The organism is Streptosporangium sp. NPDC006930, from assembly GCF_040635605.1.
GTDB lineage: Bacteria > Actinomycetota > Actinomycetes > Streptosporangiales > Streptosporangiaceae > Streptosporangium.
This window is the reverse complement of the sequence record NZ_JBEYID010000028.1, coordinates 22,390-34,475: the sequence shown is the minus strand read 5'-3', so window position 1 is coordinate 34,475 and position 12,086 is coordinate 22,390. Positions and strand designations below refer to the sequence as shown.

Below are 12,086 nucleotides of genomic sequence, written 5' to 3'. Positions count from 1 at the left end.
CGGGACGTGCCGCGATCGCGCGGCACCGACAGGAGGACTCTGATGAGCGACGACCCGGTCACCCGGTACGACCTGTTGATCAAGGGCGGCCGGGTTCTGGACCCCGGGCAGGAACTCGACGGCGTCATGGACATCGCCGTCACCGGCGGCCGTATCACCAACATCGGCAGGGACATCCCCGCCGATTCGGCCCGCCGGGTGATCGACGCGAGCGGCTCCGGACGCTACGTCGTCCCCGGATTGATCGACATCCACACGCACGTCGCGCACGGCGCGATCACCCCGGGTGTGGGCATGGAAGGCTGCGACCCCGATGCCATCGGTGTGCGTTCCGGAGTCACCACGCTGGTCGACGCCGGATCCGTCGGCGTCGCCAACATCGGTGTCTTCTCCGCCTACATCCAGCCGAACGCCAGAACGCGGGTCATCCCGTACCTGAACATCGGCAGCTACGCGCACACCATGCCCACCATGATCGACGTCAACGACCTGGCCGAGATCGACCCGGTCGCCATCGCGAAGTGCGTCGCCGCCAATCCCGGGCTGGTCCAGGGCATCAAGCTGCGGCTGGTCGGGCCGCTCGTCGCCACGCGGGGCAAGGACATCGTGTCCGCGACCAAGGCGGTGGCGAGGGAGCACGGGCTCCCGCTCATGGTGCACATCGGCGACCTGTCCGCGCGGCGGCGCCCCGATCCGCACCTGCTCGAACCGGCCACCCGGTTCGCCATCGAGCAACTCGACGCGGGAGACATCCTCACCCATCTGTGCACGCCGAACCACGGCGGTGTGATGGACGCGGCGGATCGGATGATGCCCGCCCTGCTCGCCGCCCGCGAGCGCGGGATCACTCTCGACTCCGCGCTGGGCAGGGGCAACTTCGGCTACCGGGTCGCGAGCGAGCAACGCACGCTCGGGCTGCTCCCCGACACCATCAGCAGCGACCTGACCGCGGCGGGAGAGACCTTCCACTCGCTGCTGGAGTGCATGGCCAAGTTCATGGCCGTGGGCTACAGCCTGTCCGAGGTGGTCCGGATGACCACGGTGAACGCGGCGCGGGCGATCGGCGCGGAACACGAGCTCGGCGCCGTCGCGGTCGGCAGGGAGGCCGACCTCACGGTGCTCGACCTGGTCGAAGGCGACTTCGAGTTCGTCGACACCAAACAGGAGGTCTTCCACGGCGGCTTCGGCCTGCGGCCGGTGCAGACCGTAAGGGCCGGCGAGCTGATCGCGCCCGGGTGGGGCACCCACCCGTGGGGCTGGCTGCCGGCACCGCGTTCCACCTCAGGGGCGGCGTCATGACGGGCGGGCGGAGGTTCGAGGTCGACGCCGACTGGGAGCGGTTGCCCGACGACCTGCGGCACGCGGACGTGGCCGCGGTCGACGTGGACGCGGCCGACCGCGTCTACCTGTTCACCCGCTTCGACGGCCAGGTCATCGTGTACGAGCGGGACGGCACCTTCGTCAGGAGCTGGGGAAAGGGCCTGTTCACCACGCCGCACGGGTTGACCGTCGGGCCGGACGGCGGCGTCTACTGCGTCGACGCGGGCGACCACACGGTCCGCAAGTTCACCCCCGAGGGCGAGCCGCTCATGACGCTGGGCACCGCCGGGACGGCGTCGGACACCGGGTTCGTCTCCGGCCGGCCGGTGCACGTGCACAGCGTCGAGGGCGTTCGGTACGCGGGCGGGCCGTTCAACCGGCCCACCAACCTCGCCGTCGCCCCGAACGGCGACCTCTACGTGACCGACGGGTACGGAAACAGCCGGGTGCACAGGTTCACCGCGTCCGGTGACCTGATCGGCTCCTGGGGCGAGCCCGGTACCGGTCCCGGCCGGTTCCACCTGCCGCACTGCCTGGACATCGCGGCGGACGGGCGGGTGTTCGTCGGCGACCGCGAGAACGACCGGATCCAGATCTTCACCCCGGACGGGGAGTTCATCGAGGAGTGGACCGACATCCGGCGCCCGTGCGACCTCACCATCGCCCCGGACGGCTCGGTGTTCGTCGTCGAGCTGTGGCGGCCGGAAGGCAAGAGGTCCTTCGTACACGGCGAGGCGCTGGAGGACCAGCCGGCTCGGCTGACCGTGCTGGACCGGCACGGCGCCGTGGTCGAGCGGTGGGGAGACTCCACGACGGATCGCACGGCGGCCGGCAACTTCATCGCGCCGCACGGGGTCGCGCTGGACTCACACGGAGACCTGTACGTCGCGGAGGTGACGTACAGCTTCGCCATCAGACCCGGCTGGGTCGCTCCGTCGAGCGGCCGGCACCAACTGCAGAAGTTCCTGCGCGTCGGCGCGGGAGAAGACACCTTGGCTAGGAGACACGCATGAGGCGCGAAAACGGTCGGATTCTCACCACGCACGGCGGCAACCTGCCGCGTCCCAAGGACCTGGACGAGTTGATCGCCCAGGGCGATCAGGAGGCCGTCGACGCGCGTCTGCCGAGCGCGGTGGCCGAGGTCGTCGCCCGCCAGATGGAGTGCGGCCTCGACGTCGTCAACGACGGCGAGTACGTCAAGGCCGCGAACCTGTCCGCCTACAGCGGCTACATCCACGCCCGCGTGACCGGTTGGGAGACCCTGCCCATCGACCCGAACGTCCCGCCCAAGCGCGAGTACGTCGCCGCGCGCGACAAGGCGGACTTCCCCGGCACCTACGCCTCCGGCCTCTGGCTGGCCGGATCCGGAGGCCCGGTGAGGCCCGGCTTCTCGACCCCGGGCGCCGTGCCGAAGCCGCCGACGTCGGGCCGGGTGTGCACCTCCCCGATCACCTACATCGGCCAGGACGCCATCGCGGCCGACATCGCGGCGATGAAGACCGCGGTCGAAGGCAAGGAGGTGGACGGTTTCATCGCCGCGCTGGGACCGCTCAGCCTGGGCGCGGGTGCGAGGAACGAGCACTACGCGAGCGAGGAGGAGTACATGTTCGCGGTCGCCGAGGCGCTCCGCGAGGAGTATCGGGCGGTCACCGACGCCGGCCTGGTGCTGCAGATCGACGAGCCCGAGTTCGCGACCACCTGGCAGTTCCACCCCACCTGGACGGTCGAGGACCTGCGTCGTTACCTTGAGTTCGCGGTAGAGGTGATCAACCACAGCATCGACGGGCTGCCCTCCGAGCAGATCCGGATGCACACCTGCTGGGGCAGCGGTCACCGGCCGCACACGCAGGACATCGGCCTCGAACACATCGCGGACCTGCTGATCAAGGTCAACACCCAGGCCTACGCCATCGAGTCGGGCAACGTCCGGCACGCGCACGAGTGGCGGGTGTGGGAGGACGTGAAACTGCCCGAGGGCAAGATCCTCGCCCCCGGAGTGGTCAGCCACGCCACCGACCTGGTCGAACATCCCCTCCTCGTCGCCGAGCGGCTGACGAACTTCGCCGGCGTGGTGGGCAAGGAGAACCTGCAGGCGGGGACCGACTGCGGGATCGGATCGCGCGTGGGCCACGAGGAGATCGTGTGGGCGAAGCTCGCCGCACTCGCGGAGGGCGCCGCGATCGCCAGCAGCCGGTCCTAGGCCGGTCCACAGCTCACGTCCAGGACCTGGTGGGGGCGTGATTCAGCGTCACGGCTGAAGACGGGGCACCGAGAACCACAGGACACGCGGGATGCGGGCCGGCACGTCGATGACGGAGTCGGAGAGCGCCGCGGGTCGCCAGTCATACCAGTCAAGCTCGCTTCTGAAATATGGAGGCATAAGCCGTGAAACGAGCAGCAGTAAAAACGGCCGGCGCATTTCTCGCCACCGGTCTCGCCCTCTCCGGCTGTGGCGCCGGGACGACCGACCAGCCGACGTCGAACGCCTCCGGGGCTTCCGGTGATTCCGGCGCTTTCGACAATGCGGCCATCCTGCGGTGGGCCGTGCCGGGCAACCCGACCTCCTTCGATCCCCGCAAGGCCGCGCCGCTCGACCCGGTGTTCCTCGACGTGGTCTACGAGCACCTGGTCCGCCGGAGTGCGGCCGGTGAGATCGGGCCGGGTCTGGCGACCGAGTGGACGTTCTCCGACGAGAACAAGGTGATCACCCTCAAGCTGCGCGAAGGGGTGAAGTTCCACAACGGCGAGGAGTTCAACGCCGAGGCCGTCAAGGCGTCGCTGGAGGCGTACAAGAAGAGCGGTGCGCTCGTGACGACGCTGTCGGCGCTCGACAAGGTCGAGGTCACCGGCCCGTCCGAGGTGAAGCTCACCTTCTCCAAGCCGGCCGGTTACATGATCAATGTGCTCGCCGGTGAGGCCGGCATCGTGGTCGCGCCCGGTGCGCTCGACGCCGAGGACCTGCCGACCAAGCCGGTCGGCACCGGCGCCTTCGAGATCGACACGCTGCAGGTGGGCAAGGTCACCTTCAAGAAGTTCGAGGGCTACTGGAACGCCGCGGAGACGACCATCGGCGGCCTGGAGATGACGGTCTATTCCGACGAGACGACCCGCCTGCGCGCGGTGAAGTCGGGGCAGGCCGACGGCACCTCGATCACGCCCGGCCAGATCAAGGAGGCCGAGGCGGACGGCCTGACCGTGGTCAGGGGCCCCAACACCACCTTCAACGGAATCCTGCTGAACACCTCCGTCAAGGGGCTCGACAACCCCAAGGTGAGGCAGGCGTTGATGTACGCCATCGACCGCGACGCGATCAGCAAGAACCTGTACGAGGGTGCCTGCGTCTCGGCGGTGCAGCCGTACCAGGAGGGCTTCTGGGCCCACGTGCCCGAGCTGAGCGACGTGTCCTCCTACTACGACCCGGAGAAGGCCAAGAAGCTCCTCGCCGAGGCCGGCCTGCCGAACGGCATGGAGATAACGCTGGAGGTCGGCCCCAACACGTCGTACCAGATTCTCGCCCAGGCGCTGCAGGCACAGCTGCAGAAGGTGGGGATCAAGGCCACGATCAAGGTCCTGGAATTCCAGCAGATGATCACCGCTCGCCGGACCGGCCAGTTCACCGCCACGGTGGCGCTGGTACAGGCCGGTCGGCCCGACCCGAGCCAGTTCGTCGCGGACTTCTACACGAAGGGCGGCGCGTACAACCCGGGCGGCTTCTCCCAGGACGGGATCGGCGAACTGCTGGCGAAGGCGCGGGCCAGCGACGACGTCACGGAGCGTGCGGCGCCGATGCACCAGATCATCAAGGACGTCGTGGCGGCCGGGCCTCCGGTGATCCCGGTGTGCGGCGTGACCTACGTGGCGGCCTTCCGCAAGGGGGTGACCGGCCTCGACGTACCGGTGGTCGGTGACTACCACTACAACTCGGTGAAGATCAGCAACTGATAGGGAGAGGAAAGCCCATGCGGCTCAACGACAAGGTGGCCGTAGTCACCGGCTCAGGGCGTGGCCTCGGCCGCGCGTACGCCGAGGCGCTGGGCGCGGCCGGTGCCGCCGTGGTGGTCAACGACATCGACGCCGACGTCGCCAAGGAGACCGTCGAGGCGATCAACGCCGCCGGTGGGCGTGCCGTCGCCGAGGTGTGCGCCGTCGGCACCGCGGAGTCGGCCGACGCACTGGTCCAGCGGGCCGTCTCGGAGTTCGGCCGCCTGGACGTGATGTGCACGAACGCCGGCGCGCTGCGCGACCGTACGCTGGCCAAGGTCACGGACGAGGAGTTCGACCTCGTGGTGGACAGCCACGTACGTGGCACCTTCACCTGCGGTCGCGCCGCGGTGCGCCGGTTCCGCGAACAGGGCGGCGGTGGCCGGCTGATCCTGGTCGGCTCACCCGCCGGCCAGTACGGCGGCTTCGGACAGACGGCGTACGCCGCGTCCAAGGCGGCCATCATCGCCATGGTGCGGGTGTGGTCGACCGAGACGGCGAAGCTGGGCGTGACCGTGAACGCGATCGTGCCCACCGCGCTGACCAGGATGGCCGCGACCATCCCGGCGCTGACCGAGGTCGTCGCCGCGGTCGAGGCGGGCGGCCCGGTCCCCACCGACCTGCGTCGGCGCGGCATCGGCAAGGTCGAGGACGTGGCGCCGCTCGTCGTCTACCTCGCCTCGGACGAGGCGGCCGGCGTCACCGGGCAGTACATCGGCTTCGGCGGCGACAGGTTCGCGATCTGGGCGCACCCGAAGGAGGCGTTCGTCACGCATCGCGACGGCGGGTGGAGCGCGGAGCAACTCGCCGCCGACTTCGCCGGGTTCTCCGAGCACCTGCAGAGCCACCTGCCGCCCCCGAAGTGACCTGCGAGAGCCGTCCCAGCCTGGCTGGGACGGCTCGACGCGCGTACTCAGCCGAAGTAGAAGGCGTGCGAGGCGAGCGAGATCCGCCTGCGGAACGCGGGATCGGGGACGAGCCGCGCGAAGGAGTCGACGGCGTCACGGTAGGTGACCGGATGCCGGGCGCCGACGAACGGGGCGTCGCTCCCCCAGAAGACGTGTTCCGGTCCGGCGGCCCCGATCAGGGTCGCCGCGTGACCGGCCAGCGTGTCCTGGCCGACGTCGAAGCGGTAGCCCGCGGACAACTTCACCCACACCCTGCCGGTGTCGAGGGCGCGCAGGAGCGCCGCACCGCCGGCGCCCGCGTAGCCGGCGACCCGGTCCGGGTCGCCGAAATGGTCCACGACGACCTTCACCCCCGAGGCGGTCAGCCGCTCCAGCACCGGCGGCAACCGGTCGCCCTCGATGTTCAGCTCGACGTGCCAGTCGAGGTCCGCGACCCGGAACAGCAGCCGCCGGTACGCCGGGTCGGTGAGATCCGGCAGGTCGGCGAGCCGTCGCCACTGGAATCTGACGCCCACCACGCCGTCGGACTTCATCCGGTCCAGGACGTGTCGATCGACGGTGGGCTCGACGATGACGGTCCCGCGCAGTCGCTCGTGCGCCCGCAACGCCTCGATCGTGTAGTCGTTCAGGTCGCCGAGCAGGCTCATCGCCGACAGCACACCGTAGCCGACGCCGTGCTCGTCCATCATCGACACGAACGTGTCCGCCGTCAGCTCCCCCTCGGGCCGGGTCCAGGCCCGCGCCGCGAGAGGTAGCGCGCGGGTGAACAGGTGAACATGGGTGTCCACAAGAGGCGCCCCGCTTTCCGGCAGACCGTCGCCCGCCACGGCGTCGCCACGAGGCATCCCGCCCTCGGGCAGACCGTCACCCGTCACGGCGTCATGACGAGGCACCCCGCTCTCAGACAGGCTGTCGCCCGTCACGGCGTCGCGACGAGCCGCCCCACCTTCCGACAGACCGTCACCCGTCATGGCGTCGCGATCCGGTAGAGCGAGGCCGCCGTCCCGCCGAGGACCAGGGCGGCGTCCCCGGCGGACAGGCCGGAGACCGACTCGCGGGCGATCCCGACCATGTCCGCGTAGGCGCCGGCGGTCTGGGTGACGTCCGAGCCCCACAGCACCCGCTCCGCGCCGAACCGGGAGACGAGCCATTCGACCACGACCGACGGCGCGCCGCCCGCGGCGATGATCCTGGCGAAGTTGAGCGTCGTCACCTTGACGTGGACCTGCGGCAGGTCGGCGAGCGCGAGCAGCTCGTCGGCCCCCGGGTAGGGCGCGGGGCGATCCGTCTCGACACTCGCGATGTGGTCGAGCACGACCGGTGTGCCCGGGAACTCGCGGGCCACCGCGGCGAGCGCGCGCAGGCTCTCGTCGCGGTTCCATCGGTAGATGTGCAGGCACATCGACAGGCCGAGTTCGCTCGCCTGCCGCCACACCTCGCGCGCCCGTTCGCCGGCGAACCACTCGGTTCCGGGGGTGCCACCGTGCTGGTTTCCGCCCGGCGAGGTGAGGCGAACGGCCGCGGCGCCGCGCTCCGCCCAGTGGCGTACGGTCCGCGCCGCGTCCGGGGCCTGCGCGTCGAGGACGCACATGGCGGCGAGCCTGCCGGGGTGCCGGGCCGCCGAGTCCACCACATAGCTGTTGTCGTAGCCGAACACGTGGGCGCGCTGGACGGCGACCGCACCCGACAGCTCATGGTCGCGCATCGCGGCGAGCAGCCGTTCCGCGGTCATCGGATCGTCGCGTACGGCGTCGCTGACCGAGCCGCCGGGCGGGTTGAACGGGTAGGCCGGGTCGTTGGTCACCAGGTGCGCGTGTGCGTCGATCAGGGTGGGGGTCATCGGATGCGCTCCCAGGTGAGGATGGGGGTGGGCGGCCTGCCGGGGGTTCGCTCGGCGCGCAGGGTGAGCCGGTCACCGTCCACGACGGCGAGGCGGACCAGGGTGGCGCCGATCCAGTTGGGGTAGACGGCGGTCTCGACCTGGTGGATGACGCGGTCGCCGGACCATTCGTAGCGTCCGGCGTACGCGCCGAAGGTCCGTACGGCGGCGAGCTTCTCCTCGTCGGTGGTCCAGCGCCAGTTCTCCGTCCGCAGCAGCGGGCGGTCTCCGGCCATGTACTGCACCGACATGTAGCCGTCGGGGCCGTAGATGAGCAGGCCGAGCGGTTCGTCCCCGAGGGAGCGCGCGCCGTCGTCGGGCTCGCCCTCCATGACGTAGTCGACCAGCCGCCAGGTTCCGACGATCATGAGGCCGCGCCCATCTGCTCCCGGAACGCCCGCGTCATGGAGTGGGCCGTGCGGGCGAGCATGGTGGCGTCGTTGCCCATGATGAGGAACTGGTGGCCGAGGGCGGCGGTCCCGACGGCCGACGACGCGTCCACACACGCCGCGCCGCAGGGCTTGCCCGCCGCGGCGGCCGCGGCCCGCGCCCGGTCGAGCGACTCCTTGACCACGGGATCGTTCATGCGGACCCCGAGCGCGAGGGAGAGGTCGCCGGCGCCCAGGAACACCGCGTCGACCCCCGGCACGGCGAGAATGCCGGCGGCGGCGTCGATCGCCGCGGGGCTCTCCAACTGGGGGACGCAGACGACGTCCTCGTTGCCGCCCCGGACGTACTCGTCTCTGGACATCAGCCCCCACCTGCCCGCGCGGCTGGTGCCGCCCGCCCCCCTCCTGCCGAGGGGCGGGAAGCGGGTGGCCGCCACCACCCGCTCGGCGTCGGCGACCGAGTCGACGCGGGGGGCGAGGATGCCCCGGGCGCCGGCGTCGAGGACCCGCTGGATGGTGCCGGCCTGATGGTCGGGCACGCGTACCAGGGGATCGACGCCGTACGCCGAGGCGGCGCTGATCATCCGGGCGGCGAGGGTGAGGTCGATGGGGGAGTGTTCGAGGTCGATCACCACGAAGTCGAATCCGGCGTCGGCCATGATGTCGACGCTCTCGACGGTCGCCAGCTTGATCCAGGTACCCAGCCTCGGCGTCTGCGCGGAGGCTGTCGCGAAGAACGTCATGCGGTCGTGATGTGGTCGGGGGCCGGGTACTCGTCGGCGTTGAGCACCCATCCGGCCTTGGCGGAGAAGTCGGCACGCGGCGGGCTGAAGATGTCGATGAGCATGTGCACGCCGTCGCCGACCGCCTGGCTGGTGTGCACGGTGGGCGGCGGGATGATCGCGACGGCGGGGCTGCCGACGGCCGCGTGCTCGTCGGCGCGCCACTGGGAACGCTTCGACGTCCAGGGCGTCCGGACATGGTGGATGTAGTCACCGGCGACGGTGAGTGAGCACTGCTCGAAGTCGTCGTGGTGATGGGGGGAGAGCCGATCGGGGTCGCGCGGGCCGTCCTTGGGATCCCCGAAGTTGACCATGAAGGCGCTGGACCGGAAGATGCGGCCGAACCGGCCGGGTCGCAGCGGGAAGTCGGCGTTGCGGTAGACGCGCAGGCGGTGGCCGGCGGGCGGCTCCGGCCACGGCTCCAGCAGGGCGACGCGCGGGTGGGGCTCGGCGTACTCCGAGGCGTTGCCGCAGCGTGCGAGGAGGTCGGTGGTGCGGACGTCGAACAGGCGGACCAGGTCGGCGTCGCCGTGCGCGGTGAGCTCGCTGTCGCCGGGTGGCACGATGACCACGCCGCTCCCGGTCACCGTCCGGCTTTCCGCGCCGGCCGTCACGTCGATCGTGATGTCGTCGTGGGGGAGGACGACGACGTACTCCTCCCGCTGCGCGGACGCGTCGCGGCGGAGCGCGTCGCCGGGGACCAGGCGGGTGAAGGCGAGCACGAAGTTCTGGCCGCGGACGTACCAGGTCTTGCTGCCGAGCTCGGTGACCTCGTCGGGCGGCAGCGCGAGGAACTCGTAGGTGGCGAGCGCGGCGATGGGGTCGTTCGGATTCGTCGTGGCCGGCGCCGTGTTGAGCGCGGCGCGAGGGTCGTTGGGGCCGTACATGTGGTTCGTCCTTACAGTCAGTCGTCCAGGCCGAGCAGGTACGAGGGGTGCGGACTGTCAGTCGTCCAGGCCGAGCAGGTACGAGGGGTTGACGCGGACTATCTGCCGCAGGTCCTTCTCCGGCAGCCCGAGGTCGAGCAGCGCGGACCCGACCCGGATGAAGGAGTCGACCGGCATCGGGCGGCCGACCTGGCCGAGGTCGGAGGCGAGCACGGTGTGTTCGGGCCCGACCCGCTCGATCCAGTCCATCAGCACTTCCGGACCCCACCGCACGTTCGCCACCTCGGGGTCGTACATGCTGGTCTCATGCTCGATGTAGGCGCCGAGCATGACGAACTCCCGGCACTGCGCCGGGTCGGAGCCGATCACGAAGTTCGGATGGCTGACCACCAGCCGCCGGACTCCGGCGTCGCGCGCGGCGGTGAAGACCTCCCTGATGTCGTCGGGTGCCATGTGCCCGGCGGAGAGCAGCGCGCCGGTCTCGGCGACGACCGAGATGACCTGACCGACCTCGGGGATGAGCTCGCCGTCCGGGCCGCGTACGTCGACCTGGGTGGTGGTGAGGGGGATCGTCGGTTTGGGGAAGCCGCCGCCGGAGTTGTGGTGGTCGACGTGCGCGCCGGAGGAGATGGTGGGAAACCAGACGCACCGCCCGCCCATCCGCAGGCACATCTCCACCGCGTGCGGGTTGATGCCGCCGACCTGGTTGTTCAGCGCGATGCCGCCGTAGACGGCGGTGCTCACGCCTTTCAGCCGGTCGCCCATCGCGAGGAGGTCCATCACCGTGTTGTGGTGGTGGGACTTCGCCAGGAAGGCGCGCATGCCCAGCCGCGCGCCGTCCTCGGCGGCCTGGACGTGGTCGAACCTGCGCGGCAGCGGGTTGGGGCCGGAGTGGCAGTGCAGGTCGACGAGGCCGTGCAGGACTCGCTCGATCGCGGGTGGGGTCATCGTTGTCCCTCCTGCGCGGTAGCCACCGACGAGGGCATGGCGACCCTTGACAGAAACACCACCACGATAGCATTGTTACAAATTACGGACTTACTGTACGATAAATGCGACTCGCTGTTCTGACAAGCACTTGTCCCGGCGAGATGTTCCAGCGCGACGACCTGCGCTGTCGCTCAAACCCGATTGGGGGCCATGTGCCGGAGGCGACCTATACCTGGGCGGAGATGATGGCGATCTCCATTTCGCACGAGATGGCCGACGGGGCCTTCGGCTCCGTGGGCGCCGCATCGCACATTCCCGCCGCCGGACTGCGCCTGGCGCAGCTCACGCACGCGCCCAACCTGTCCTTCTTCTGCGGGGGCAGCGGCGCGATGAACCCGAAGATCCAGCGGTTGACCGAGTCTTCCGCCGACTACCGCAACCTCGTGACCAGCGAATACCACTTCAGTCTCGACGACGTCGTGGACTTCGAGACGGCGATGCGCTTCGACTTCGCGTTCCTCGGCGGAATGCAGATCGACAAGCACGGAAACCTGAACATGGCCATGATCGGCGACTGGGACAAGCCGAAGGTGCGCGGGCCGGGCACCATCGGCCTGATCTTCCTCGGCGGCTTCAAGACCAGCTACATCTACACCCAGCACCACACGCCGAAGATCTTCGTCGACAAGGTCGACTTCATCAGTGGCGCGGGCTGGCTCGACGGCGGCGACGCCCGCTCCAAGGTCTTCCGTCCGGAGTCCGACGGGCCCCGGCGGGTGTTCACCCCCCTGGGCGTGTTCGACTTCGAGCCGGAGAGCAAGCGGATGCGCCTGATCAAGGTGCACCCGTGGAGCAGCATCGAGAAGATCCAGGCCGCGACCGGATTCGAGCTGCTGATCGCCGACGACGTGCAGACCGTCGGCGCGCCCAGCGACGAGGAGCTCACCCTGCTCCGGACCCAGGTCGACCGTGACGGGGTGCTGCGCCGCTACCCGTCCGTGGCCTGAGCA

Annotated in this window: 12 protein-coding genes; 6 read left to right on the top strand and 6 right to left on the bottom strand. The window is 70.1% G+C overall.

From position 1 onward, the window contains the following. The first annotated feature begins 42 nt into the window (after positions 1-42). The 5 genes from ABZ664_RS34475 (at position 43) to ABZ664_RS34455 (ending at position 6,167) form a co-directional block, all read left to right on the top strand. Positions 43-1,299, top strand: coding sequence for an amidohydrolase family protein (locus ABZ664_RS34475; protein ID WP_362519752.1), 1,257 nt, complete (start codon positions 43-45; stop codon positions 1,297-1,299). Further along, positions 1,296-2,333, top strand: a complete 1,038-nt coding sequence (locus ABZ664_RS34470) for a peptidyl-alpha-hydroxyglycine alpha-amidating lyase family protein (protein WP_362519749.1) — start codon at positions 1,296-1,298, stop codon at positions 2,331-2,333. The genes ABZ664_RS34475 and ABZ664_RS34470 overlap by 4 nt, the downstream gene beginning before the upstream one ends. Further along, positions 2,330-3,520, top strand: a complete 1,191-nt coding sequence (locus tag ABZ664_RS34465; protein WP_362519747.1) for an epoxyalkane--coenzyme M transferase — start codon at positions 2,330-2,332, stop codon at positions 3,518-3,520. Before ABZ664_RS34470 ends, ABZ664_RS34465 begins: the two co-directional genes overlap by 4 nt. Positions 3,521-3,705: 185 nt before the next feature. Next, positions 3,706-5,262 carry an ABC transporter substrate-binding protein gene (locus tag ABZ664_RS34460; RefSeq protein ID WP_362519744.1) on the top strand — a complete coding sequence of 519 codons (1,557 nt, stop codon included), beginning with the start codon at positions 3,706-3,708 and terminating at the stop codon, positions 5,260-5,262. A 17-nt stretch (positions 5,263-5,279) separates the two neighbouring features. Beyond that, a complete protein-coding gene (locus tag ABZ664_RS34455) occupies positions 5,280-6,167 on the top strand; it encodes an SDR family oxidoreductase (protein ID WP_362519741.1) in 888 nt (295 codons plus the stop codon). 47 nt (positions 6,168-6,214) lie between these two features. On the opposite strand, the gene ABZ664_RS34450 is transcribed toward ABZ664_RS34455, so the two are convergent. The 6 genes from ABZ664_RS34450 to ABZ664_RS34425 form a co-directional block, all read right to left on the bottom strand. Next, complete coding sequence (locus ABZ664_RS34450; RefSeq protein WP_362519739.1) at positions 6,215-7,084, bottom strand: amidohydrolase family protein; 870 nt, start codon at positions 7,082-7,084, stop codon at positions 6,215-6,217. 92 nt (positions 7,085-7,176) lie between these two features. Beyond that, the gene (locus tag ABZ664_RS34445; protein WP_362519736.1) at positions 7,177-8,049 is read right to left on the bottom strand and encodes an amidohydrolase family protein; all 873 of its coding nucleotides are present in this window, start codon (positions 8,047-8,049) and stop codon (positions 7,177-7,179) included. Then, on the bottom strand, positions 8,046-8,456 hold the full coding sequence (locus ABZ664_RS34440; RefSeq protein WP_362519733.1) for a lipocalin-like domain-containing protein: 411 nt from the start codon (positions 8,454-8,456) through the stop codon (positions 8,046-8,048). The genes ABZ664_RS34445 and ABZ664_RS34440 overlap by 4 nt, the downstream gene beginning before the upstream one ends. Then, positions 8,453-9,220, bottom strand: a complete 768-nt coding sequence (locus ABZ664_RS34435) for an aldolase/citrate lyase family protein (RefSeq protein WP_362519730.1) — start codon at positions 9,218-9,220, stop codon at positions 8,453-8,455. The genes ABZ664_RS34440 and ABZ664_RS34435 overlap by 4 nt, the downstream gene beginning before the upstream one ends. Further along, positions 9,217-10,146, bottom strand: a complete 930-nt coding sequence (locus ABZ664_RS34430) for a hypothetical protein (protein WP_362519727.1) — start codon at positions 10,144-10,146, stop codon at positions 9,217-9,219. The genes ABZ664_RS34435 and ABZ664_RS34430 overlap by 4 nt, the downstream gene beginning before the upstream one ends. A gap of 57 nt (positions 10,147-10,203) precedes the next feature. Continuing rightward, positions 10,204-11,094, bottom strand: a complete 891-nt coding sequence (locus tag ABZ664_RS34425) for a DUF6282 family protein (RefSeq protein WP_362519724.1) — start codon at positions 11,092-11,094, stop codon at positions 10,204-10,206. A 104-nt stretch (positions 11,095-11,198) separates the two neighbouring features. Here ABZ664_RS34425 and ABZ664_RS34420 point away from each other — a divergent pair, with 104 nt between their 5' ends. Continuing rightward, entirely contained in the window at positions 11,199-12,083 is an 885-nt protein-coding gene (locus ABZ664_RS34420; RefSeq protein ID WP_362519721.1) for a CoA-transferase, read from the top strand. The last annotated feature ends 3 nt before the right edge of the window (positions 12,084-12,086 follow it).